This is a genomic window from Brevundimonas sp., from assembly GCF_031082345.1.
In the GTDB taxonomy this organism is placed as follows: Bacteria; Pseudomonadota; Alphaproteobacteria; order Caulobacterales; family Caulobacteraceae; genus Brevundimonas.
Genome location: NZ_JAVHLH010000011.1, coordinates 1 through 22,829 on the forward strand (window position 1 = coordinate 1; position 22,829 = coordinate 22,829).

The following is a 22,829-nucleotide window of genomic DNA, read 5'->3' on the forward strand; positions in this document are numbered from 1 at the left end:
GCGCGACCTCGGCGGCGGCGGCTCCGGTGACCTCTCCGCCCGGCCCGGAGCCGGCCTCGCCCTCGTCGACGCCGACCGGGGCCACGGCCTCCGGCGGCAGCGGCCGCTCGATACGGGCGCGCATGTCGGGATCCTTGAGCAGCACGGTCTTCATGATCTCCCGCGCCTTGGGCGCGGCGTCGACCGAGCCTCCGGACGGCGCGTGCTGGATGATCAGGGCGATGGCGTAGCGCGGCGCATCGTGCGGGGCGAAGGCCACGAACAGGGCGTGGTCGCGGCGGCTCCACACCGCATCGCGGGGGCCGCGCGAGCCGGAGCCATAGTCGCGCGACTGGGCCGTGCCGGTCTTGCCGGCCATCTGGATGTCGCCGAGGCCGAGCTGGGAGGTGCGGTAGGCGGTGCCGGTGACGTCGTTGGCCACAGCCGCCATGCCCGCCCGCACGATGTCGAGATGTTCCTTGCTGAACGGCAGGTCGGCGAAGGCCTCGGCGTCCGGCTGCTTCTCGCCCCCGATCGCCTTGACCAGCCGCGGCTGGACGGCCTTGCGGCCGCTGGCGAGGCGGCTGGTCATCACCGCCAGCTGCAGGGCGTTCACCTCGAGCGCGCCCTGCCCGATGGCCACCGACAGGGTCTCGCCTGGATACCAGGTGCCGTCGTCGTCCCATTTGGTGCGGGCCGCGTAATCGCGTTTCCACTGGGTCGAGGGCACGGTGCCGCTGGACTGCCCCGCGATGCCGATCTCATAGGCCTGGCCGAAGCCGAGGTCCTTGGCCACACGCGCAATCCGGTCCACGCCGGCCCGGTTGCAGAGGTGGTAGAAATAGGTGTCGCACGAGTTCTTGATGGCGTTGTGCATGTCCATCGCGCCGTGGCCGCCCGCGCGCCAGCAGCGGAAGGTCCGGCTGCCGTAGCGATAGCCGCCGGTGCAGACCACCCGCTCGGACGGGTCGATGCCCGCGTCCAGGATGGCCAGGGCCGTGGTCATCTTGAAGGTCGAGCCCGGCGGGAAGGTGCCGTAGATGGCCTTGTCCAGCAGCGGCTTGCGCTCATAGTCGCGCAGGGCGTTGTAGATGCGGGACGGCACCCCGCCGACGAACAGGTTCGGATCGAACGACGGCGCCGAGACCATGCACAGGATGTCGCCGTTGCGGATATCCATGACCACGCAGCCGCCGGACTCCTCGCCATAGACCTCCAGCGCCCGGTTCTGCACATCGGCGTCGAGGGTGAGGACAACGTCCTTGCCCGGCACCGGCGGCTTGGATCCCCCGATGTCCTCGGCCACGACCCGGCCGCGGGCGTCGACCTCGACGCGGTTGCCGCCGGCCTCGCCGCGCAGCTCCGTGTCGAATGCCTTCTCCACGCCCTGACGACCGATGCGGAAGCCGGGGTTGTAGAGGATCTCCGGGATCTTCTCGCCACGCTCCTCGATGGCCTTGATGTCACGGTCGTTGGGCTTGGCGACATAGCCGATGACGTGGGCGAACGAGCCGCCGAACGGGTAGTAACGAGCCTCGTTCATGTCGGCCATCACGCCGGAGAGCTCGTTGGCGTAGAGGTTGACCCGGGCGAACTCCTCCCAGGTCAGGTCGCTCTTGACCGGCACGGGCGAGAAGCGCGGCGCGGCGTTGACGTCTCGGATGATCGAGCGGCGGCGATCCACGGTGTCCGGCAGCAGGCGGCCGAGCAGGTCGAGGGTCTGGTCGAGGTCCTTGGTCTCATCACGGACGACCAGCACGCGGAAGCTGGGCCGGTTGCCGGCGATGACCACGCCGTTGCGGTCGAGGATGCGCCCGCGCGGCGGCGGCACGAGGCGGAAGTTGAACTGGTTGTTGGTGGCCAGGGTGGCGTATTGGCCCGCCTGGACGACCTGCAGCTGGGCCAGCCGGCCGGTCAGGGCGACGCCGCCGACCGCGGTCAATGCGCCCACCACGAAGGTGCGGCGCAGGAAGGAGCCCTGGCGCTCGTTGGTGTCGGAGAAGAAGATCGACGGTTCCGAACTCATCGGAACCTCACATCGCCGTCCTCGAACCGCTCGATCAGGCGGTGCGCGAACGGGAACAGCAGCAGGGTCGGCAGGACCTGGAGGAAGACGGAGATCAGACTGGCCGGGGTCGGGGCGAGGAAAGCCATGATCACATAAACGAGCAGAAAGGCCAGGGCGCAGCAGGCGGCGTACCAGACGAACAGCACCGCCGTGTCCTGCCCCGCCAGGAAGCTGCGCGAGGCCAGGACGACGCTGTAGATCACCAGGAAGGTCAGGCCCCAGAGTCCGAGCGGGCCGTAGGTCAGGACGTCGAGGATCAGACCAAGGGCCGCGAGCACGATCGGGGCGAGCACCGACGGGCGGATCAGCGGCCAGGCGAAGGCCAGCACCATGGGGATGACCGGCTCGGGCAGGTGCAGGCCGAACAGCTCGACCGGCGTCTGCAGGACGATGGTGGCCGCGACGGCGATCAGCGCCGGATAGACGATCCACTGCATCGGCCCGACGACGCGGACCGCGACGGCCCGTCTCATTCGGTCCCTCCCGGCGCGGGGGCGGGCGGGCTGGCGGCGGCGCGGCGAGCGGCGGAGTCGGTGATGGCCGTGGCCTGGGCGGGCGTGGCCTCTGACAGGGTGTCGAGCGCGGCCAGAGGCGGGGCGTTCAGGTCGTCCGGGTCGATTAGCTGGCCGAAGTCCTCGAACAGCATGATGCGGACGTAGTCGATGGCCCCCCGATCGCTGAACAGCTTGACCCGCCAGGAGCCGTCGATGCCTCTCGCCGCGACGCCGATCGGCACCCCGCGCGGGAAGCCGCCGCCGTCGCCGGAGGACAGGATGCGGTCGCCGACCTGGACCGAGCCGACCCCGCGCACGAACTCGAGCCGCGGATTGCCCGAGCCGTCGCCGTTCAGCAGGGCGCGTGCGTCGGTGCGGTCGATCAGCACCGGGGTGCGGCTGGCCACGTCCGTCAGCAGCAGCATGCGGCTGATGTTCGGCGCGGTCCCGACGACGCGGCCGACGAGGCCGTGCTCGTTGATCACCGGATTGCCGACCTTGACGCCTCCGGCCGCCCCGACGTCGAGCAGACGGGCCTTGGAAAAGGGGCCGCGGGTGTCGGTGATGGAGCGGGCGGTGCGCATGGCCACCGGCGGCTCGGGCCGGATGCCGAGCATGGCCTCATAGCGGGCGTTGACGTTCTTCAGGGCGATGGCCTGGTCGCGCCACGGCTGCAGCTCGGCCAGTTCGCGCCGGAGGCGGCGGTTCTCGGAGACGGCGAAGAAATAGCCGCCGACGTAGTCCGAGGCCTGGCCGAACCAGCGGACCGGCGCCGCGAACACGCCGCCGACCGGCCCGGCCACGGTCTCGACCCCGGCGCGCACCGGCTGGTAGGGCGAATTCTCCGCCCGGGCGTCGCTGATCAACAGGAGCACGCAGCCGACGGCGGCGATCACGACTGTGACCGCCGCGGTCCAGACCAGCGGCACCTTGATGTTTTCGAACGGTCCGTCGCGAAACGCCACGGCGCGCCTTCCTCAGAAAAAGGGAATCAGCGGGACGCCCCCCGCCGATCCGCCGAGCCTATCGCAAAATGCGGGCCGTTTGGAAACCGCTGCAACCTCAATGTCATCAAGGATGACAGGGATTTGAGAGGCGGCCGTTCGACGTTCGCGCCTAGAGCGCGGAGTCAAGCACGCCCTTCATCCAGCGCGGATGCTCCAGCACCCGGCCGCAGCCGATGGCCACGCACGACAGCGGATCGTCGGCGACCGAGACCGGCAGGCCGGTGTGGTCGCGGATCTCGGCGTCCAGGCCGCGCAGCAGGGCACCGCCGCCGGTGAGCATGATGCCCTTGTCGGCGATGTCGGCGGCGAGTTCGGGCGGGGTGGCTTCCAGCGCCACCTTCACGGCCTCGACGATCTGCGTCACCGGCTCGGCCAGGGCCTCGGCGGCCTGACGCTCGGAGATGCGGACCTCCCGCGGCACGCCCTGCATCAGGTCGCGGCCCTTGACGTCGATCGACAGGCCTTCGCCGTCGGCCGGGATGCGGGCCGTGCCGATGTCCTTCTTGATGCGCTCGGCGGTGGTCTCGCCGATCAGAAGGTTATGGTTGCGGCGCATGTAGCTGATGATCGCCTCGTCCATCTTGTCGCCGCCGACGCGGACCGAACGCGAATAGACGATGCCCGACAGCGACAGCACGGCCACCTCGGTGGTGCCGCCGCCGATATCGACGACCATCGAGCCGGTCGGCTCGTGGATCGGCAGGCCGGCGCCGATCGCGGCGGCCATCGGCTCGTCGATCAGGCCGACGCGGCGGGCCGAGGCGTTGAGGCAGGAATCGTTGATGGCGCGGCGCTCGACGGCGGTGGCGCCCGACGGCACGCAGACGATGACCTTGGGGTTCACGAAGCCCTTGCGGTTATGAACCTTGCGGATGAAGTGCTTGATCATCTCCTCGGCGACTTCGAAGTCGGCGATGACCCCGTCGCGCATGGGACGGATGGCTTCCATGTGGCCCGGGGTGCGGCCCAGCATCTGCTTGGCCTCTATGCCGACGGCGTGGACGATCTTCCGCCCACCGACGTTACGCAGGGCGACCACGGACGGTTCGTTCAGCACGATGCCCTTGCCCTTCATGTAGATCAGGGTGTTGGCGGTGCCGAGGTCGATGGCGATGTCGTTGGAAATCGCGCCGAAAATACTGGAGAACATGGGTCCGGGATACCGTTCATTCGGGCCTTCGAGGGGCGTTAGGCAGTCTCGATCCGCTTCGGCGACGCCCCGGCGACACGCATCCCCACGCGCCGCATCCTGATCGTTATCGCCTGACCGACCTTATGGCTCGTTTGCCCGTGTGCGGGCGGGAATACAAGCCCCATGACGGCCCGCGAAGCCCGCCGCCGCCGCAATCGCCGGCCTCGCCATTCACGATCCCGTCAGCCAAGCTTATTCCTCCGGCGCCCCGGCCGCGCGCTCGCGCCGCCGGACCAGTTCGCGCACGCTGAGCATCAGGCCGAGCCAGACCGCCGCCACGCCCGCCAGGATCAGCGAGGTCCAGACCCCGTCGCCGCTGACCGCCGCGACCACCGCCCCGCCGAAGAAGGCCACCAGGGCGGTCTTGGGCAGGACGCCGAGGGCGCAGCCGAGCAGATAGGCCGGGAAGGAGGCGCGGGTCGCCCCGAAGGCCATGTTGACGACGATGAACGGGGCCGACGGCACGTTGCGGATCATGAAGCTGGCGTAGAAGGCGTTCTTGCCGACGAATCCCTTGAGCCGGCCCATGGTGCGTCCGCCGAACCGGTCCACCATCCGCGCCGCCGGACCGCGTCCGAGCCAGTAGGTCGCGGCCGCCGAGGCCACGGTCGCCGCCCAGCTGTAGAAGAAGCCGAGCGAGGGGCCGAAGGCGACCACGCAGGCGGCGATCAGGATGAACTGCGGCGCGCCGATGAAGGCGGCGGCGATGAACAGGGCCACCGTCGCCGCGAAGGCCCACGGACTGCCGGCGTAGCCCTGCAGCCAGGCCTCGAGGTTCTCCTCGGCCGCCAGCCCCAACTGGCTCTTGCCGATCATCAGCAGGCCGACCGTCGCCCCGAGCAGCAGCGCCGTCGCCAGCAGCGTCCGCCACCGGCGGCCTTCCATGTTGAGGATGAAATCGAGCAGGCGGCGCATGATCCGGCGATTAGCATTCCGTGGAACCGGCGGCGAGTGCGGACGGCTCCGGGTCGGCCCCTCTCCCTCGTGCCGGGGGTGATCCGGTCGGGTCGCCCGGGCGTATGGGAAACGACTCAACCGGAGACGACCATGACCCAAGCCCTCGCCTTCGCTGTGGTGCTCATCATCTTCGGGGTGATCGACACCCTGTGGCTCGGCTCCATGGGCGACCGGATCTATCGGCCGCTGATCGGCGAGGTGCTGGCGGACAAGTTCCGGCTGGCTCCGGCCATCGCCTTCTACGCCCTGTATGCGGCCGGCCTGACGATCTTCGCGGTCCTCCCGGGGCTCAAGACCGGCGACTGGAAGACGGCGCTGATGTGGGGCGCCCTGTTCGGCCTGTTCGCCTACGGCACCTACGACCTGACCAACTACGCCACGCTGAAGACCTGGGGACTGAAGATCACCGTGCTGGACATGACCTGGGGCGTGATCGTCAGCGGCGTGTCGTCGGCGGCGGCCTGCGCCGTGGCGCTGCGCCTGATGAAGGTGTTGAACCTGGCGATCTAGCGCTTCGGCAGGCGCGGGAAGAAGACCGGGGTGCGGGCGGCGTAGCGGGCGAAGGCCTCGGGCCGGCTGCGCTGCATGTGCTGTTCCAGCGGCGGGATACCCGACACCCGGGTCAGCAGCCAGTAGATGTAGACCGGGCCGACCAAGGCCAGCCAGCCCCAGGGGCGGTCGCCGCCAAAATCGATCGCCAGAACCGGCCAGGCGCACCAGCCCAGCCATTCGAAGAAGTAGTTGGGATGCCGCGACCAGGCCCACAGGCCCCGATCCATGACCTGATCCCGGGTCGTCGCGGGATTGGCCCGGAAAGCCGCCAGCTGCCGGTCGGCGACGCCCGCCCCGACCACGCCGGCGACCAGCAGGGCGGCGCCGAGGGCGTCCTGAAGGCCGAGCGGCCCCTCGCGATTGTGGGCCGCGAGCAGAATCGGCAGGACCAGAACCGCCGCCGCGGCGGCCTGCAGTTGCAGGAAGGCGAACAGCCGGGTCTGGAAACCGGCGCCCCAGTCTTCGCGCAGCCGGGCGTAGCGGGCGTCCTCGGGGCCAGAGCGCGACCGGCCGGCGATGTGGGCGCCGAGGCGGACGCCCCAAAGGGCGGCGAGGCCGGCGGCCAGCCACTGACGCGGGTCGGGCGCTCCATCGACCGGATACAGCGCCGCGCCGGCCCCGGCCGCGCACAGGCCGAAGGACCAGAAGACATCGGCCCAGCCGCCCTGCCCCGTCATCCGCTGCACGCCCCACGCCGCCGCCATGACCGCGCAGAGGAACAGGGCGGCGAACCCCCACGGGGCCAGCAGGGCGATCACAGCCGGACGAGCGGCTGCAGCAGGCGGCCGATCCAGCCGTCGAGGCGGATCTGGCCGTCGAGGGCGACGACGCACAGGCAGGGCTCGGCCGAGACGGTGCGGGGCCGGTGGTGCACTTCGCCGTCGGCCTCCTCGAAATCGCCGGGACCGAAGCGGGCCTCGTCGGTCTCATAGGCGCCGGAGATGACGCAGGTCAGTTCGACCCCGGCGTGGGTGTGCACCGGCGTGGTGCGGCCGGAGCCGATCCGGAGCAGGATGACCCGGCAATCGCCGTCGCGGGGCGCGTGTACGTCGCGCACGTGCATGTCCGGTCCGATCCAGCGCCACGGGCCCAGCTCGTAGCGGCGCAGCGGCTCGGGCAGCTCGGTCATGTCGTTGGCCGGTTCGGGCCGCACGGACTCTTCGGGCGCGGACAGGCTGGCCAGCGTCCGCGCCAGCAGGTCGTCGGCGACGGCGGCGGGCTCCAGGCTTTCCAGAACCTCGCCGCCGACCGCCTGCAGGTCGTCGACCCAGCGGGCGGTTTCCGGACGCAGGGCGAGATGGGTCGCCACCACCACGGATTCGGGCGGACTGAGCGTTCCGGCCGCATAGGCCAGCAGGCGTTCCTCGGAGGGTTGAAGGCGGGCGGTCATGACTGTTCCCCGACAGGCTGATCGAGCAGATCCCTGAGCTTGATCATCGCGTTGCGTATCCTCGACTTTACGGTTCCGAGAGGCAGCGCCAGCGACTGCGCCACCTCGGCGTGGGTGAGGTCCTGAAAGAAGGCCATCTGGATGACCTCGATCTGGTCCGGTTTCAGACTGCGCAGGGCGACGCGGACCCGCCCCTCGTCCTGACGGGCCTCGAGTAGATCGTCGGGCCGCTCCGGATCGGGCGAGTCCAGAGTGATCTCGGGGACCGGCAGGGGCCGGCTCTCCCGCCGCAGGGCGTCGATCCGGCGGTTGCGGGCGATGGTGAAGATCCAGGTCGCCGCCCGCGCCCGCGACGGATCGAACAACTCGGCCTTGCGCCAGACCGTCAGCATGGCGTCCTGGGCGAAGTCATCGGCCGCCGCCGGCGCCGCCCCCGACCGCATCAGATAGGCCTTCAGCCGCGGCGCGAAATGGTCGAACAGCGCCGCGAAGGCGTCGCGGTCACGGTCGCGCGCCACCGCCTGGATCAGGCGGTCGTAGTCAGCTTCGCCGCTCACGGCGCCGACGCGCGCAAAGCCGATGTCCGAAACCATTCCATGCATCAGCCCTCATACGCGGGAAATTCCCGGACGGATCATACCTCATCCAGAACCGGATGTTCGACGTAACAGCGACCGTGCCGCCCGTCCGTGGGCAGAGCGGAGTTCGCATGCGCCTCACACCAGTTTCGAACGACGGGCCGTCCGTCGGCTCCCCCCTGCGGATCGCGGTCATCGGATCGGGCATTTCCGGCCTGTCCTGCGCCTGGCTGCTGAACCAGCGGCATGAGGTGGTCCTCTATGAGCGCGCCGACCGTCTCGGCGGCCACACCCATACGGTCACGGCCAACGCGGCCTCGGGGCCTGTCGCTGTGGACACCGGCTTCATCGCCTTCAACGAGGCGACCTATCCCAATCTGATCGCCCTGTTCGACCATCTCGGCGTCGCCAGCCGGGCGACCGACATGTCGTTCTCGGTGTCGCTGGAGGACGGCCGCTTCGAATACGCGGCCCCGGCGCTGTTCGCCCAGCGCCGCAACGTGCTGCGGCCCCGGTTCTGGTCGATGCTGTCGGAGGTGCTGCGGTTCTATCGCGAGGCGCCGGCGGCGCTGGCGGCGCTGGACGATCCGAACCTGTCGCTGGGCGCCTTCCTGCAGCGGGGCCGGTTCAGCGCGGCCTTCCGTGACGACCACCTGCTGCCGATGGCGGCGGCGATCTGGTCGTCCCCAGCCGAGGCCCTGCTGGACTATCCGGCCGCCTCCTTCCTGCGCTTCTGCGACAATCACGGCCTGCTGCAGCTCGCGGGACGGCCGCTGTGGCGCACCGTGATCGACGGCAGCCGGACCTATGTCGACAAGATCGGCGCGGCGCTGGGGTCCGGCGTCCGCCTCGGGCGCGACGTGGTCGAGGTCCGCCGAACCGCGGACGGGGTGGTCGTGGGCGAACGCAACGGGCGGCGCGAGCGTTTCGATCATGTGGTCATCGCGACCCACGCCGATCAGGCCCTGGCCATGCTCGACTCCCCCACAGAAGCCGAACGCCGGACCCTGGGCGCCTTCCGGTACAGCCGCAATCTGGCGGTGCTGCACACCGACCCCGCCCTGATGCCGAAGCGCCGACGCGCCTGGGCCAGCTGGAACTATATCGGCTCCGGGGGCGGACTGTGCGTCAGCTACTGGATGAACCGGCTTCAGGGCCTGCCGGGACAGGATTTGTTCGTGACCCTCAATCCGCCCCGGCCGCCGCGCGCCGACGCCCTGCTGCGCAGCGAACTGTACGAACATCCGATCTTCGACGCCGCGGCGATGCGGGCCCAGGCGTCGCTGTGGGACCTGCAGGGTGAGGGCGGCGTGTGGTTCTGCGGGGCCCATTTCGGGGCCGGCTTCCACGAGGACGGGCTGCAGTCGGGGCTGGCCGTGGCCGAACAGCTGGGCGGCGTCCGCCGGCCGTGGACCGTCGCCGACGAGAGCGGCCGGATCCAGATCGGCGAGCGTGACCGGCGCATGGAGACGGCGGCGTGAGCCAGGCCTCCGCCCTCTATGCCGGCGGGGTGGTGCATCAGCGGCTGCGGCCGCGCCGTCACCGGCTGGAGCGGAGGGTGTTCTGGCTGTTGCTCGACCTGTCCGAGCTGGACGGGCTGGACCGGCGCCTGCGCTGGTTCTCGCGCAATCGCTGGAACCTGTTCGCCTTCTTCGACCGCGATCACGGCGACGGGTCGGACCGTCCGCTGCGGGTCCAGGTCGAGGCGCGGCTAGCCGCCATCGGGGTCGACCTGGAGGGGGGCGCGATCCGGCTGCTGACCATGCCGAGAATGCTGGGCTACGTCTTCAATCCGATCAGCGTCTACTACTGCCACGACGCCGACGGCCGTCTGGCCGCCGTCAGCTACGAGGTCAGCAACACCTTCGGCGAGCGGCATTTCTACGATCTGGCCGTTTCGAGTGACGGCGCGGACGCGCCGTTCCGCCAGAGCTGCGCCAAGGCATTGTATGTGTCCCCCTTCATGGAAATGGAGATGCGGTACCGGTTCCGCGGCCGGACGCCCGGCGACCGGATCGGTCTGGTCATCGGCTGCGACGATGCGAGCGGGCCATTGCTGACCGCGAGCCTTTGGGGGCGCCGACGCCCGCTGGCCGACCTCGCCCTGGCCCGGGCCGCGCTGACCTATCCGGCGATGACGCTGAAGGTCGTCGCCGCCATCCATTGGGAGGCGCTGATCCTGTGGCTGAAGGGCGTACCGGTGACGCTCGGGCGGCGGCCGAAACTGGCGCGGGCGGCGTGACGGCAAAATCCGCCTTGCCGCCGGCGGACTCTCGCCCCTACTCTCCCGCCGGCCGGCTGTCCGGCCCGCCGGAGCCGAGAGATTGTCCCTGTCGACCGTAGTGATTCTGGCGCTGCTCAGCGGAGCGCCCGCGGCCCCCCAGACGCCGCCGATCTTCAACCCCGGCGCGCCCGGCGAGGCGTCGCGGGAGATCACCGCGGCCGAGGCGGTGGCGTTGAGCCGGACCGGCTTCGTTGAGGCCGACGTCCGCTTCATGCAGCACATGATCGTCCACCACGCCCAGGCGGTGGAGATGGTCGCCCTGATGGAGACCCGGGCGGCATCGGAGACGGTGCGGCGGATGGGCGACCGGATCGCGCAGAGCCAGGCGGCCGAGATGGCGCTGATGGAGGAATGGCTGACCGGACGCGGCCTGCCGATCGCGGCGGCGGATCCCCACGCCGGCCATCACGGCCCGGGGCACGGCGCGGCCGACCCGAACCTCCCGCTGATGCCGGGCATGCTGTCGCCGGCGCGGATGGCGGCGCTGGCCGCCGCGACGGGACCGGCGTTCGACCGTCTGTTCCTGGAGGGAATGATCCAGCACCATCAGGGCGCGCTGGGCATGGTCGAAGCGCTGCTGGACGATCCGGAGGCGGCCGAGGATCCGATGCTGTCCGACTTCGCCAGTTCCGTCACCGCCGACCAGTCGGCCGAAATCCTGCGCATGCAGTCCATCCTGTCCGAGCTTTAGATTCATCCATCGAGGGGCGACCATGAACATCCGCAGTCTTCTGTTGGGATCCGCCGCGGCGGCCAGCGTCCTGTTGGGGGCCGCGGCGGTCCAGGCGCAGGCGCAGGCGCCCGCGCCGGGTCAGACGCCGCCGGTCGGATCGGATGTCCGCTCCACCCTGTCTCCCGGCCTGCACGACGCCGGACAGGCCGCGTCGAACCTGACGCTGGAGCATTCGGTCCGGCCCGCGCCGGGCTTTTTCGATCCCGAGGCCATCTTCGCGCCGCCGACCCGCGAGGAGGCGCTGGCCGCGCGGGCCCATGCGGCGGCGGTCGAGGCCGGCACGGCGGAGCCCCTGCCCCGTCCGCGCTACAGCCCGCTGGCCCTGGCCAACAGCGACCTGGCGATGTCGAACGGACGGCTGTTCGTCGGCAATTTCAACGGCTTCAACGCCTATGACGTGAGCGGCGACGGCCCGCCGGAACTGGTGCTGTCGGTGGTCTGCCCCGGCGGCCAGGGCGACGTGTCGGTGCACGGCGACCTGCTGTTCATGTCGGTCGAGCAGAACCGCGCCCGGCTGGACTGCGGGGTCAAGGACGCCGAGGGCGAGGTCAACGCCGAGCGCTTCCGCGGAATCCGCATCTTCGACATCAGCGACCTGCGTGCGCCCCGCCAGATCGCCGCGGTGCAGACCTGCCGGGGTTCGCACACCCACACCCTCGTGCCCCATCCCACGGATGACAACGTCCTCTACATCTACAACTCGGCCACCTCGGGCGTGCGCAAGAGCGACGAGCTGGCCAGCTGCCGGGACGGCGAACCGGGCGAGAACCCCGAGACGGCTCTGTATTCGATCGACGTGATCAAGGTGCCGCTCGACGCGCCGGAGCAGGCCGCCATCGTCAACCGGCCGCGCATCTTCGCCGACCGCGAGACCGGGGCCGTCGCCGGTCTGTGGAAGGGCGGCCGCCTCGGCGTCGCCAGCCAGAACTCCGGCCAGACCAACCACTGCCACGACATCACCGTCTATCCGGAGATCGGCCTTGCGGCGGGAGCCTGCAGCGGCAACGGCATCCTGCTGGACATCTCCGACCCGGAGAATCCGTCACGGGTGTCGGAGCTGTTCGATCCCGACATGGCCTACTGGCACTCGGCCACCTTCAATACGGCCGGCGACAAGGTGCTGTTCACCGACGAATGGGGCGGCGGCACCTCGGCGCGTTGCCGGGCCGAGGATCCGCACACCTGGGGCGCCGACCTGATCGCCGCGATCGAGGACGGCCGACTGGTGGGCAAGAGCTTCTTCAAACTGCCCGCCGCCCAGGCCTCGTCGGAAAACTGCGTCGCCCACAATGGCAATCTGGTGCCGGTGCCCGGCCGCGATCTGATGGTCCAGGCCTGGTATCAGGGCGGCATCTCGATCGTCGACTTCACCGATCCGGCCCGACCGACGGAGATCGCGTATTTCGACCGCGGGCCGATCGATGCGGAACGGCTGAACGTGGGCGGTCACTGGTCGGCCTACTGGTTCAACGGCCGGATCTACGCCAGCGAGATCGCCCGCGGCTTCGACGTGCTGCGGCTGAAGCCCAGCGAGCACCTGTCGGCGGCCGAGATCGCCGTGGCCGAGCGGATGATGCAGGCGGCCATCAATCCGCAGACCCAGACCCGGCCGGTCTGGGAGGATCATCCCGACGTGGCGCAGGCCTATCTGGACCAACTGGAGCGTGCAGCCGCGCTGGAGTCCCGTCTCGCGGGGCAGACCGCGGCCGCCATATCCCGGTGGCGCGAGGGACGCCTCAACCGGTCGCGGGTGTCCGAGCTGTCGCAGGCGCTCGGCGCGATTCCCGAAAACGCTCGCCCGGTCGACGCGGCGCGGCGGAAGGCGCTGGCGGAGATGTTCGCCCGGATCGGACAGGGAGGCTAGGCATGCGCCTTTCCATCCTCGCCGCCGCCCTGATCCTGGGCTGCGCCGCCCCCGCCGCGGCCCAGACGCCCCCTGCCCCGCCCGTCGATACGGCGGCCCCGGCCGACGTGGCGTCGCCGGAAGCCATCGTCACGGCGCTGTACGACGCGATCTCCGGCGATGCGGGCGTCGAGCGGGACTGGGACCGCTTCCGCTCGCTGTTCCATCCCACGGCGCGGCTGATGCCCTCGGGCGTGAATGCCCAGGGCGTGGGCGTGGCCCGCTCGATCACGCCGGAGGAATATATCGAGCGCAGCGGCCCGTTGCTCACGCGCGACGGTTTCCATGAGCGCGAGATCGCCCGCAAGGCCGAGCGGTTCGGGCACATGGTCCACGTCTGGTCGACCTACGACAGCGTGCGCAGCCTGTCGGACCCGGCCCCGTTCATGCGCGGGATCAACAGCATCCAGCTGTTCCACGACGGATCGCGCTGGTGGGTCCTGAGCGTCTACTGGCTGGCTGAAAGCCCGGGCACGCCGATTCCGCCGGACTATCTGCCTCCTGCGGGGTGACGCCGGCGGCGGTCGCCCCGCCGCCATTTGATCGGGACCTATATACGTGCTTGACCCAGACTGATCGGACAACTAGAGTAGCTTCATCGGATTGGAGCGACTCGCGTGATCAAGCCCTTCGAAAATCTCATGCAGCTGTTCCGGGCCTTCCCGGATGAGCAATCCGCCATCGACCATCTGACCGCTATCCGATGGGCGAACGGAAAGTTCTGCCCGCTGTGTGGCAACGCGGACGAGCGTAAGATCGGCACCCTGACCGGCACCAACACCCACAAGTGCTACGCCTGCCGCAAGCGGTTCTCGATCAAGGTCGGCACGATCTTTCAGGACACGAAGCTGCCGCTCCGCACGTGGTTCGCCGCGATCTGGATGATCACGAACCACCCCAAGGGCATTGCCTCGACCACGCTGGCGACCGATCTAGGCATCACACAGAAGTCTGCTTGGTTCGTCCTGCATCGTCTCCGTCATGCCGCACGGACGGCCAGCTTCAACGCGCCGCTGTCCGGCGAAGTCGAGGTCGACGAGACCTTCATGGGCGGCAAGGAAACGAACAAGCCGCAAAGCAAGCGCGTTCGCCACGCTGGCCACGGCGCAGACGGCAAAACCATCGTGGTGGGCCTCAAGCAGCGCGACGGTCACGTGCGCGCCCGAGTCATCGGCAATGTTCGCAGCGGGACCCTCTACCCCATCGTGAAGGAACACGTGGCGAAGGGCTCGACCGTCTACACGGACGAGCATCAGGGCTATAACAACCTTCGCTTTGACTACGACCACCAGCGGGTGAGCCATAAGAATGGCGAATACGTCCGGGGCTCGGCCAGCACGAACGGCATCGAGAGCGTCTGGGCGCTGTTCAAGCGCCAGTACCACGGCATCCATCACTGGATTTCGCCCAAGCACATGAACGCCTATCTGAACGAAATGACGTTTCGCCTGAACCGGCGCGATCTGGACCGGGGCCAGCGCGTCAACGGCCTGCTTTCCCAGATCGAAGGCCCGCTCCCTTACAAGGTTCTGATCGCATGACAGACGACAAGAAATACGACGAAGAGTTCGGCCTGGATATGTCGATGGATGAGGCGCTGACGCGCTTCGCTCAAGTCACAAAAGAGGACCTAGCGAAGGTTGCCGATAGTGGCCTGCCGTCCGTCCCCGATGGCGAGATTGAAGTCCTGCCCTTCAAGAAGGAGGGCCTTCGTCGGGTCTTCCATAACGAAGAGTGGTGGTGGTCGGTCGTTGACATGGTCGGCGCTCTGACCGGAACAGACCGCGCCCGGAAATATTGGTCCGACCTCAAGACCAAGATGGTTGAAAAGGAAGGGTTTTCTGAGTTGTCCGATGAAATCGGACAGCTGCCGCTGCCGGGGGCGGACGGTAAGATGTACCGCACCGACGTTGCGACGACGGAAACTCTATTCCGTATCGTGCAGTCGATTTCCAGCCCTAAGGTGGAGCCCTTCAAGCGGTGGCTCGCGTGGGTTGGCTATGAGCGGATTCAGGAGGCGAACGACCCTGAAATCCTGATCAAACGCGCCATCCTGCATTATCAGGTTGCAGGCCGGTCGGACGACTGGATTGAGAAGCGCATCAGGTCGATTGTCGCCCGGAAGGAACTGACCTCCGAGTGGCAGAAGCGCGGGGTGCAGGAGGGCGTGGAGTACGCGACGCTCACCAACATCATGTCCGAGCGCACGTTCGGGATGCACACGAAAAATCATGCGAAACTGAAGGGCCTGAAAGGCCAAAACCTTCGGGACCACATGACGGACATGGAACTCATCCTGACCATGTTGGCAGAAACATCCACGAAGGAGATCGCCCAGCAGCGGGACGCACAGGGCTTCTATGAGAACCAGCGTGCGGCGTCAGATGGTGGCGGCATCGCGGGGAACGCTCGCAAGCAGATCGAGACGCAGACGGGCCGGAAGGTCGTCTCCAAGCAGAACTTCCTCGGCTCATCGAGCCGCACCGCCGACCCGCAAGCCCTGACCCGCAAATCCGAGGACGAGAAATGATCCTCGCTGCGGCGCTCGCCCTAGCTGGCTTTTGGTCCGGCAACGACCTTCTGGAGACTTGCCGGTTCAACAAGGGTGCCGGGTCCACCTGCACTGCCTACGTCATGGGGGTTGTGGACACGGAAATTAATACGGCCGGGTATCAGAGGCGGTCACAGATTTTCTGCATTCCCGACGGTGCTACGGGAGTGCAGCTGGCCGACGTTGCGGTGCGCTATCTTGAGAGCCACCCCGAGACCCGGCACGCGAGCGCAGCCGGGCTGGTGCAGGCTGCAATGGTGGAGGCCTTCGCATGTGCAGCATGAGGCTAGGTCAAGCAGGTATATAGGTCCCATTTGATCGGTCTTTCGCAACTGCGTAAGGAATGGCCGCCTTCCCGGAGTCGCACCATGTCCAGCCTGCAGTCCGCCGCGCTTCAGTCCGCCGCCTTGGCCCGCGTCAAGCCCTCGGCCACCCTGGCGGTGACCGCCCGGGCGCGCGAGCTGAAGCGCGAAGGACGCGACGTCATCGGTCTGGGCGCCGGGGAGCCGGACTTCGACACCCCCGACAACGTCAAGGAAGCGGCCATCGCCGCGATCCGCCGCGGCGAGACCAAATACACCGACGTCGACGGCCTGCCCGAACTGAAGGCGGCCGTGGCGGCCAAGTTCGCGCGCGAGAACGGGCTCAAATACGAGACCAGCCAGATCCACGTCGCGCCCGGCGGCAAGACGGTGATCTACAACGCCCTGCTGGCGACCCTGTCGCCGGGCGACGAGGTGATCGTGCCGGCGCCCTACTGGGTCAGCTATCCCGACATGGTGCTGCTGGCCGGCGGCGAGCCGGTGTCAGTGACCGGGCACGAGGCCGATGGATTCAAGCTGAAGCCCGAGGCCCTGGAGGCCGCGATCACGCCGCGGACGAAATGGCTGATCCTCAACTCGCCGTCGAACCCGACCGGCGCCGCCTATACCGGTGAGGAGCTGGAGGCGCTGGCCGCCGTGCTGCGCCGCCACCCGCAGGTCTGGGTGATGACCGACGACATGTATGAGCACCTGATCTACGGCGACTTCGACTACAGGACGATCGCCCAGGTGGCGCCGGACCTCTACGAGCGGACGCTGACCGTGAACGGGGTCAGCAAGGCCTACGCCATGACCGGCTGGCGCATCGGCTACGCCGGCGGACCGAAACCGCTGATCGATCTGATGCGCAAGGTGGCGGGGCAGACCACGTCGAATCCGTCGTCGGTCAGCCAGTGGGCCGCGGTCGAGGCGCTCAACGGGCCGCAGGATTTCATCGCCGAGCGGGCGAAACATTTCGAGGCGCGCCGCGACCTGGTGGTGTCGATGCTGAACCAGGCCGTCGGCATCCGCTGCGCCACGCCCGAGGGCGCCTTCTATGTCTATCCGTCGATCGAGGGGCTGATCGGCAAGCGGACCGAGGGCGGCGCCGTGATCGACACCGACGACGCCTTCGCCGCTGAACTGCTGGACGCCGAGGGCGTGGCGGTGGTGCAGGGCTCCGCCTTCGGCCTGAGCCCCTATTTCCGCATCAGCTATGCGACGTCGGAGGATGTGCTGGAGGAAGCCTGCCGGCGCATCCAGCGGTTCTGCGCCAGTCTGCGCTGAGCCAATATGAAGCCGAGTTAATCAGGCTGACGTAGCGCTGAAGCTTCAGCCGGGCGTATAGGGAAACGTCGTTCTCATAACCCTGTTGGACCACCTCCATGCTCCGCCTGACCTGCACCACCGCCCTTGTGGCCGTCTTGGCCCTGTCCGCCGGTCAGGCGCCGGCCCAGAGTCAGCGGACCACCGGCCCGGTCGCCACCTACTGGGTCACCGCCCGGACCACCTCTGGCCTGCCCACCGGCGGCGCCGGGTTCGATCCAATGGCCATGATGTCCGGCGGCGGCGTGCAGAAATCGCTCTCCCTGCAACTCCAGGCCGATCGCACGGCGCCCTCGCCCGACGCCGAACATGAACCGCCGGCCGGCCTGAACACCGGCATCCTGCCGCTGGTCACGCCTGCGGGCCAATCGACTCTGCCGGATTCCGAGCCCATGCCGCCCTCCCGGGGAGACGGCAGGCGTATGCGGATGTTGATCTATCACGGCTGCGGCGAGCCGACAGGTCCGGGCCAGCCTCTGGTGATCGAGATTTCGACCGACAATCCCGCCCAGGGGGCCAGTCAGATGACGGCGCTGATGGAGGCGGTGCGGGTGTCGCCCGAGACGCCCCCTTCGCCCGGGGCGGGCCGCACCTATGGCGAATGGCCGAACAACCGCTCGAGCCGACAGGTACCGGCGAACGGCTCGCTGGTCGGCGATCATCTGGTGCGCGGCAACTACACGCCTGACATCCGCTTCAGCCTCGGCGCCGACCAGGACTTCATGGAGCCGGTCCTGCTGACCGGCGTGGCGGACGGTGGATCGCTGGGCTGGAACGCCGTCGGCGGCGCCCGCGGCTATTTCGCCATGACCATGGGAGCCAACGAGGCCGAAGAGATGGTCGTCTGGACCTCCAGCGACATCCCCGTCTCCTTCGGCCAGGTTCCGGACATTCTCTCGCCGTCCGACCTGGAGCGCCTGATCCGTCAGGGGGTGGTCCTGCCGGCCTCGACCACCCGCTGCCCGATCCCGAACGCCGTGCAAATGGCGGCGCCCCAGTCGATGCTGCGCGTGATCGCGTTCGGCGGCGAGGCCAATTTCAGCAATCCGCCCCGGCCGGCCAACGCGCGCGAGACCTGGAACATCGAGCATGTGGTCAAGGTCCGCTACACCTCCAGCGCCTCGACCATTCTGGGCATGGACATGAGCGACTTCGGCGGCGACGACGAGCGGGATCAGGGTCGCGAAGCGCCTGATTCCCGCCGACCTGCCGCGACCCCGGCCGACGCTCTCCGGGGCGTTCTCGGCGGACTCGTCCGCCGGCGCTAGGCCGCCCGGCTGACCGCGAAGTCGGCCAGCTGCTCCAGCGCATCCCGCCATTCGCCGGCCGGCAGCGGCTTCAACGCCTCCTGGGCGGCGGCGGCGTAGTCCCAGGCGGTGTCGAGGGTGGCGCCGATGGCGCCGGCGCCGACGATCAGCTCGCGGGCGCGGCGGAAGTCGTCGTCGGTGCGCTGACCCTGGTTGATGGTGCGCTCCCAGAAGGCGTCCTCGCGGCCGCGCGTGCGGGCCACGGCGAGCAGCAGGGGCAGGGTCACCTTGCCCTCGTGGAAATCGTCGCCGGCGTTCTTGCCGAGGGTCGCGGCGGCGCCGCCGTAGTCCAGGGCGTCGTCGGCCAACTGGAAGGCGATGCCGAGGTTGAGGCCGTAGGCGCGCAGGGCCTGAACCGCCTTTTCGTCGGCCCCGGCCCCGACCGCGCCGGCTTCGGCGGCGGCGGCGAACAGTTCGGCGGTCTTGGCCGAGATGATGCGCAGATAGGTGTCCTGGTCGAGGTTCAGGTCGTGGGCGCGGGTCAGTTGCAGCACCTCGCCCTCGGCGATCACGCTGGAGGCGGTGGCGAGGATGCCGAGGGCGCGCATCTGGCCGGTCTCGACCATCAGTTCAAAGGCCCGGGCGAACAGGAAGTCGCCGACCAGCACGCTGGACGGCGCGCCCCAGATCAGGTGGGCGGCGGTCTTGCCGCGGCGCAGATTGGAGCCGTCCACGACGTCATCGTGCAGCAGGGTGGCGGTGTGGATGAACTCGACCGCCGCGGCCAGCTTGCGCGAGGCGTCGATATCATCGGCCGCGCCGGACGCGCGCGCGGCGGCCACGGTCAGCAGCGGCCGCAGCCTCTTGCCGCCCGCGGAGACGAGGTGTTCGGCCAGCAGCGGAATCACCGGCACCTGCGACTGCATGCGTTCGACGATCAGGGCGTCCACGGCCGCCATGTCGCGCTTCGCCAGCCGAACCAGCGGTTCGACGTCTCCCTTGGGGCGGGACTCAGAGACGGTGACAGCGTCCAAGGGAGAACTCATGGCACGGCGCGCGGGGAGGATCACGCCTGAAAATCCAACCGCCGCTTGCAGGGCGGCGACGCCGCGCACAATGGTGATCGGGCCATGAAGGGTCAAGCCGCGTGACCGTCGCATCGTTCCCGCCACAGGGCGGAGATATCGTCGAAAACGCCCTGCTGGGCGGGCGCGTCCGGCTGCGCCAGCCGGCGAAGGGCTATCGCGCCGGCATGGACGCGGCCCTGCTCGCGGCGGCGGCCGGGGCGGAGTCCGGCGAACGGGTGATCGAGGCGGGCTGCGGGGCCGGCGCGGTGCTGATGCAGATGGCGGCCCGGGCGCCGGGCGTTTCCCTGACCGGCGTGGAGCGTGATCCCGCCATGGCGGCGCTGGCGCGGGAGAATGCGGCGCTGAACGGCGCCGGGGCCACGATCCTGGACGGCGACGTGGCGGCGGGGTTCCGCGCCCTGGGGCTGGCGCCGTTCGACCGGGCGGTCAGCAATCCGCCCTTCTTCGACGATCCGGGCGCGCTGCGGGCGCCCGCCCCCGGCAAGCACGGGGCGTGGATGGCCGACGACGGACTGGCGGCGTGGGCGCGCTTCCTGCTCAAGGCGGTGCGCGAGGGCGGCCGGATCGTGGTCATCCACCGCGCCGACCGGCTCCCCGACCTGCTGGCCCTGCTGGGCGAGACGGCCGGATCGCTTTCGGTGCGCCCGGTGCATCCGTTCGCCGATGAGCCGGCCAAGCGGGTGCTGGTGCAGGCGATCAAGACCGGCAAGGCGCCGCTGCGGCTGCTGCCGCCGCTGGTGCTGCACGACCGCTCAGGCGGCAAGCATACGGCCGAGGCGGAAGCGATCCTGCGCGGCGAGGCGGGCCTGTCTTTCTGATCCCCCTCCCCTGCGCTAGACAGCCGCCATGTCCCTGCGCCCGCTGTTCGTCACCCAGGTCTATGAAGCGTCGCTGACGACGGCGCCCGGCTTTGCGGCCTTCAACGAGTCCCTGGCCGAAGCCTGCCGGATGCTGGCGGCCGAAGATCATGCGGGACGGGCCTGGTGCCGCGAGCACGGCTACCGCGGCTACACCTCCTACGGCTCCCTGACCGATCTTCCCCACCGGGCGCCGGAGTTCGAAGAACTCAAGCGTCGCCTCGACAAGCACGCTCAAGCCTATGCAAAGGCGCTGAATTTCGATCTGGCGCGACGGCCCCGCCTGGACAATCTCTGGGTCAACATCCTCAAGCCGGGCGGCGGCCACACCGGCCATATCCATCCGCACGCCTTCCTCAGCGGCACCGTCTATGTCGAGGTGCCGGACGGGGCCTCGGCGCTGAAACTCGAGGACCCGCGCCTGCCGATGATGATGGCCCGGCCGGCGGTGCACGCCGACGCGCCGGAGGCCGAGCGGCCGTTCGTCTATCTGGCCCCGCAGGCGGGCACGGTGCTGATGTGGGAAAGCTGGCTGCGGCACGAGGTGCCGACCAACGCCGCGAAGAGTGAACGAATCTCGGTCAGCTTCAACTACGCCTGACAATTCGGCGCGAGCCTCGCTGTTAGGCCGACGGCAACCAGAGTCCGCTAGTCTGGCCTCATGTTCATGCCTCGCGCCACCGGACTGATATTGCTGTTCTACGGCGTGTTCCACCTCGCCATGGGACTGGGACAGGGCGAATTGCCCTGGCTGATGACGGCCGTCCTGCTCGGAATCGGCAGTGCGGCCCTGCTGCTGTTTCAGCCGTGGAGCCGGAAGGTGGTCTACGCCACGGCCCTGGCGGCGGCGGCTGTCGGCCTGATCAGCCAGGTGAGTACGGCCTCCCAGGCCGGCGTCAACGTTCCCCTGGCCATCGTGATCTGGGCCTTGTGGACCTCGCTCTGGCTCGCCGTCGCCTACGTCGGCGCACGCTACCTGCCCGGCGGCGAGGCGGCGCTGGACACGATCTGAACGACCGGAGTTCCGGCGCCGCTCAGCGCCGCTCGAAGGTTTCTCCCAGAAACACGAGGCTGTCCGCCGTCGCGCCCTCGGCTGCGAACAGGATCACCTGGCCCTGCAGCGGGGCGAGCTCGACCCGGATCGACTCGGGCCGGGTGAACGGTTCGGCCGCCGCCTCCATGACCCCGACCGAGACGACCAGGGCGCCGTCGCGTTCGGCGACGCGAACCGTGCCCATGACCTGGCTTTCGTAGGTCCCGACATAGGCGGGGAGCGGTCGGGCCAGCATCCACGGGCGCGTGGCGCGATCGGCCTGTTGCCCGGCGATCGAGGCGCGGGCCCGGTCGCGGTTAGCGACGAGGCCGGCGAGGGCCGTGTCGTAGGCCGCCTCAAGGTCCGCACGCCCGGCGTGCCAGTCATAGACATAGTTGGCCACCAGATCGGCCAGGCCGCCGGCGACCGCGTCCTCGTTGATCATGACCACCACGCCCAGGCGGCGCTCCGGCAAGAAGGAGACATGGGCGCGGGAGCCGGCGAAATTGCCGAAATGGTGGATCAGGACATCGTCGCCGTAGCGGCCGATCTGCCAGCCCAGGCCGTAGGACTCCCGGACATAGGGTCCGAAGGTCGCGTTGTTCGTCGCTAGCGGACGGTGCGTCGAGGCGACGAGGCCGGCCGGAAAGATGCGGCGCCCGTCGAGGACGCCGTCATTGATCTGAACCTCGAGCCAGCGCGCCATGTCGTCGGCCGTCGAGACCAGGCCGCCGGCCGACTGCATGGTCGAATCGACCTTCTGCAGCGGGCTGCGGACCGGTCCGTCCTGGCCATGGCCGAGGTGACCGGCGGCGACCACGCTTCCGGCCCGGGCCTCGGACACCCAACCCGTGGTGTCGGTCATGCCGATCGGGCGCAGCACCTCGTCCCGGACGAGGACCCGCCAGTCGCGGCCGTCGCGGGCCTCCAGCAGGGTGGTGGCCAGGTTGTAGCCGGCGTTGGAGTAGCGGAACGTTCCGTGCGGGGTGTCGTCGCGGGCCACGGTCGCGGCGACCAGGCGCTGCATCACCTCCGGCGTGTGCTCTCCGGACATGGCGGCGCGGAACGACATGGGAGCGTTGTCCAGTCCGGACCGGTGGCTGAGCAGGTCGGCGAGGCTGACGCTCGCGAACAGATCGGCGGGCGAGCCGGGGGCCGTCGACCAGGCCGCAAGCGGCGCCTCGAGGTCGACCTCGCCGCGCGCGGCCATCGCCGCCACGGCCAGGGCGGTGAACGACTTGGTCGAGGAGGCGATATAGAAGCGGGTGTCGGCGTCGACCGGCGCGCC

24 protein-coding genes are annotated in these 22,829 nt (G+C 69.2%); 14 read left to right on the forward strand and 10 right to left on the reverse strand.

The window, feature by feature from the left end; translation table 11 throughout:
- The 5 genes from mrdA to RDU12_RS01525 all read right to left on the reverse strand — a co-directional run.
- On the reverse strand, positions 1-2,005 hold a 2,005-nt coding region (mrdA, locus tag RDU12_RS01505), incomplete at its 3' end, for a penicillin-binding protein 2 (protein ID WP_308684002.1).
- Entirely contained in the window at positions 2,002-2,520 is a 519-nt protein-coding gene (locus RDU12_RS01510; RefSeq protein WP_300292906.1) for a hypothetical protein, read from the reverse strand. The genes RDU12_RS01510 and mrdA, both read right to left, overlap by 4 nt.
- Complete coding sequence (mreC, locus tag RDU12_RS01515; protein WP_308684003.1) at positions 2,517-3,506, reverse strand: rod shape-determining protein MreC; 990 nt, start codon at positions 3,504-3,506, stop codon at positions 2,517-2,519. The genes RDU12_RS01510 and mreC overlap by 4 nt, the downstream gene beginning before the upstream one ends.
- Before the next feature lie 151 nt (positions 3,507-3,657).
- Positions 3,658-4,698, reverse strand: coding sequence for a rod shape-determining protein (locus RDU12_RS01520; protein ID WP_056450471.1), 1,041 nt, complete (start codon positions 4,696-4,698; stop codon positions 3,658-3,660).
- A gap of 234 nt (positions 4,699-4,932) precedes the next feature.
- Positions 4,933-5,655 carry a VTT domain-containing protein gene (locus tag RDU12_RS01525; RefSeq protein WP_308684004.1) on the reverse strand — a complete coding sequence of 241 codons (723 nt, stop codon included), beginning with the start codon at positions 5,653-5,655 and terminating at the stop codon, positions 4,933-4,935.
- 132 nt (positions 5,656-5,787) lie between these two features.
- On the opposite strand from RDU12_RS01525, the gene RDU12_RS01530 reads away from it, so the two are divergent.
- A complete protein-coding gene (locus RDU12_RS01530) occupies positions 5,788-6,207 on the forward strand; it encodes a DUF2177 family protein (protein WP_300293304.1) in 420 nt (139 codons plus the stop codon).
- Here the strand turns inward: RDU12_RS01530 and RDU12_RS01535 are convergent.
- From RDU12_RS01535 to RDU12_RS01545, 3 genes are read right to left on the reverse strand one after another with little or no spacing between them, the layout of a single operon-like run.
- On the reverse strand, positions 6,204-7,007 hold the full coding sequence (locus tag RDU12_RS01535; protein WP_308684005.1) for a DUF1295 domain-containing protein: 804 nt from the start codon (positions 7,005-7,007) through the stop codon (positions 6,204-6,206). The genes RDU12_RS01530 and RDU12_RS01535 overlap by 4 nt on opposite strands.
- The gene (locus RDU12_RS01540; RefSeq protein WP_300291647.1) at positions 7,004-7,639 is read right to left on the reverse strand and encodes a ChrR family anti-sigma-E factor; all 636 of its coding nucleotides are present in this window, start codon (positions 7,637-7,639) and stop codon (positions 7,004-7,006) included. The genes RDU12_RS01535 and RDU12_RS01540 overlap by 4 nt, the downstream gene beginning before the upstream one ends.
- Entirely contained in the window at positions 7,636-8,232 is a 597-nt protein-coding gene (locus RDU12_RS01545) for a sigma-70 family RNA polymerase sigma factor (protein ID WP_308684006.1), read from the reverse strand. The genes RDU12_RS01540 and RDU12_RS01545 overlap by 4 nt, the downstream gene beginning before the upstream one ends.
- A 116-nt stretch (positions 8,233-8,348) precedes the next feature.
- On the opposite strand from RDU12_RS01545, the gene RDU12_RS01550 reads away from it, so the two are divergent.
- The 10 genes from RDU12_RS01550 to RDU12_RS01595 all read left to right on the forward strand — a co-directional run bounded on the left by RDU12_RS01550 (position 8,349) and on the right by RDU12_RS01595 (position 18,584).
- On the forward strand, positions 8,349-9,698 hold the full coding sequence (locus RDU12_RS01550) for an NAD(P)/FAD-dependent oxidoreductase (protein ID WP_300291644.1): 1,350 nt from the start codon (positions 8,349-8,351) through the stop codon (positions 9,696-9,698).
- Entirely contained in the window at positions 9,695-10,459 is a 765-nt protein-coding gene (locus tag RDU12_RS01555) for a DUF1365 domain-containing protein (protein ID WP_300291642.1), read from the forward strand. Before RDU12_RS01550 ends, RDU12_RS01555 begins: the two co-directional genes overlap by 4 nt.
- Positions 10,460-10,541: 82 nt before the next feature.
- The gene (locus RDU12_RS01560; protein WP_300291640.1) at positions 10,542-11,192 is read left to right on the forward strand and encodes a DUF305 domain-containing protein; all 651 of its coding nucleotides are present in this window, start codon (positions 10,542-10,544) and stop codon (positions 11,190-11,192) included.
- Positions 11,193-11,214: 22 nt separating this feature from the next.
- The gene (locus RDU12_RS01565) at positions 11,215-13,098 is read left to right on the forward strand and encodes a hypothetical protein (RefSeq protein ID WP_308684007.1); all 1,884 of its coding nucleotides are present in this window, start codon (positions 11,215-11,217) and stop codon (positions 13,096-13,098) included.
- A gap of 2 nt (positions 13,099-13,100) precedes the next feature.
- On the forward strand, positions 13,101-13,649 hold the full coding sequence (locus RDU12_RS01570) for a hypothetical protein (protein ID WP_300290094.1): 549 nt from the start codon (positions 13,101-13,103) through the stop codon (positions 13,647-13,649).
- 105 nt (positions 13,650-13,754) lie between these two features.
- The gene (locus tag RDU12_RS01575; protein ID WP_300290093.1) at positions 13,755-14,678 is read left to right on the forward strand and encodes an IS1595 family transposase; all 924 of its coding nucleotides are present in this window, start codon (positions 13,755-13,757) and stop codon (positions 14,676-14,678) included.
- Positions 14,675-15,667 (forward strand): Bro-N domain-containing protein, encoded by a 993-nt coding sequence (locus RDU12_RS01580; protein WP_308684008.1) that lies wholly within the window; start codon positions 14,675-14,677, stop codon positions 15,665-15,667. The genes RDU12_RS01575 and RDU12_RS01580 overlap by 4 nt, the downstream gene beginning before the upstream one ends.
- The gene (locus tag RDU12_RS01585) at positions 15,664-15,972 is read left to right on the forward strand and encodes a Rap1a/Tai family immunity protein (RefSeq protein ID WP_300290091.1); all 309 of its coding nucleotides are present in this window, start codon (positions 15,664-15,666) and stop codon (positions 15,970-15,972) included. The genes RDU12_RS01580 and RDU12_RS01585 overlap by 4 nt, the downstream gene beginning before the upstream one ends.
- Positions 15,973-16,056: 84 nt before the next feature.
- Positions 16,057-17,277, forward strand: a complete 1,221-nt coding sequence (locus RDU12_RS01590; protein ID WP_300290090.1) for a pyridoxal phosphate-dependent aminotransferase — start codon at positions 16,057-16,059, stop codon at positions 17,275-17,277.
- Positions 17,278-17,375: 98 nt separating this feature from the next.
- Positions 17,376-18,584, forward strand: coding sequence for a hypothetical protein (locus tag RDU12_RS01595; protein WP_300290089.1), 1,209 nt, complete (start codon positions 17,376-17,378; stop codon positions 18,582-18,584).
- Here RDU12_RS01595 and RDU12_RS01600 read toward each other — a convergent pair.
- A complete protein-coding gene (locus RDU12_RS01600; RefSeq protein WP_374990177.1) occupies positions 18,581-19,597 on the reverse strand; it encodes a polyprenyl synthetase family protein in 1,017 nt (338 codons plus the stop codon). The genes RDU12_RS01595 and RDU12_RS01600 overlap by 4 nt on opposite strands.
- Positions 19,598-19,710: 113 nt before the next feature.
- Between RDU12_RS01600 and RDU12_RS01605 the strand changes: the two genes are divergently transcribed.
- Genes RDU12_RS01605 through RDU12_RS01615 form a run of 3 tightly spaced genes read left to right on the forward strand, consistent with a single transcriptional unit; the run spans position 19,711 to position 21,520 of the window.
- Positions 19,711-20,469 carry a methyltransferase gene (locus RDU12_RS01605; RefSeq protein ID WP_308684009.1) on the forward strand — a complete coding sequence of 253 codons (759 nt, stop codon included), beginning with the start codon at positions 19,711-19,713 and terminating at the stop codon, positions 20,467-20,469.
- Between the two features lie 28 nt (positions 20,470-20,497).
- Positions 20,498-21,109, forward strand: coding sequence for a TIGR02466 family protein (locus tag RDU12_RS01610; protein ID WP_300289911.1), 612 nt, complete (start codon positions 20,498-20,500; stop codon positions 21,107-21,109).
- A gap of 60 nt (positions 21,110-21,169) precedes the next feature.
- Complete coding sequence (locus tag RDU12_RS01615; protein ID WP_308684010.1) at positions 21,170-21,520, forward strand: hypothetical protein; 351 nt, start codon at positions 21,170-21,172, stop codon at positions 21,518-21,520.
- Positions 21,521-21,542: 22 nt separating this feature from the next.
- Here the strand turns inward: RDU12_RS01615 and RDU12_RS01620 are convergent.
- On the reverse strand, positions 21,543-22,829 hold a 1,287-nt coding region (locus RDU12_RS01620; protein WP_308684011.1), incomplete at its 5' end, for a serine hydrolase domain-containing protein.

Bases quoted from the DNA above. Each gene is read 5' to 3' on its own strand.
- RDU12_RS01610 (WP_300289911.1), top strand. From the start codon at position 20,498: ATGTCCCTGCGCCCGCTGTTCGTCACCCAGGTCTATGAAGCGTCGCTG.
- RDU12_RS01530 (WP_300293304.1), top strand. From the start codon at position 5,788: ATGACCCAAGCCCTCGCCTTCGCTGTGGTGCTCATCATCTTCGGGGTG.
- RDU12_RS01525 (WP_308684004.1), bottom strand. From the start codon at position 5,655: ATGCGCCGCCTGCTCGATTTCATCCTCAACATGGAAGGCCGCCGGTGG.
- RDU12_RS01510 (WP_300292906.1), bottom strand. From the start codon at position 2,520: ATGAGACGGGCCGTCGCGGTCCGCGTCGTCGGGCCGATGCAGTGGATC.
- RDU12_RS01590 (WP_300290090.1), top strand. From the start codon at position 16,057: ATGTCCAGCCTGCAGTCCGCCGCGCTTCAGTCCGCCGCCTTGGCCCGC.
- RDU12_RS01615 (WP_308684010.1), top strand. From the start codon at position 21,170: ATGTTCATGCCTCGCGCCACCGGACTGATATTGCTGTTCTACGGCGTG.
- RDU12_RS01540 (WP_300291647.1), bottom strand. From the start codon at position 7,639: ATGACCGCCCGCCTTCAACCCTCCGAGGAACGCCTGCTGGCCTATGCG.
- RDU12_RS01545 (WP_308684006.1), bottom strand. From the start codon at position 8,232: ATGGTTTCGGACATCGGCTTTGCGCGCGTCGGCGCCGTGAGCGGCGAA.
- RDU12_RS01595 (WP_300290089.1), top strand. From the start codon at position 17,376: ATGCTCCGCCTGACCTGCACCACCGCCCTTGTGGCCGTCTTGGCCCTG.
- RDU12_RS01585 (WP_300290091.1), top strand. From the start codon at position 15,664: ATGATCCTCGCTGCGGCGCTCGCCCTAGCTGGCTTTTGGTCCGGCAAC.
- RDU12_RS01550 (WP_300291644.1), top strand. From the start codon at position 8,349: ATGCGCCTCACACCAGTTTCGAACGACGGGCCGTCCGTCGGCTCCCCC.
- RDU12_RS01570 (WP_300290094.1), top strand. From the start codon at position 13,101: ATGCGCCTTTCCATCCTCGCCGCCGCCCTGATCCTGGGCTGCGCCGCC.
- RDU12_RS01520 (WP_056450471.1), bottom strand. From the start codon at position 4,698: ATGTTCTCCAGTATTTTCGGCGCGATTTCCAACGACATCGCCATCGAC.
- RDU12_RS01580 (WP_308684008.1), top strand. From the start codon at position 14,675: ATGACAGACGACAAGAAATACGACGAAGAGTTCGGCCTGGATATGTCG.
- RDU12_RS01565 (WP_308684007.1), top strand. From the start codon at position 11,215: ATGAACATCCGCAGTCTTCTGTTGGGATCCGCCGCGGCGGCCAGCGTC.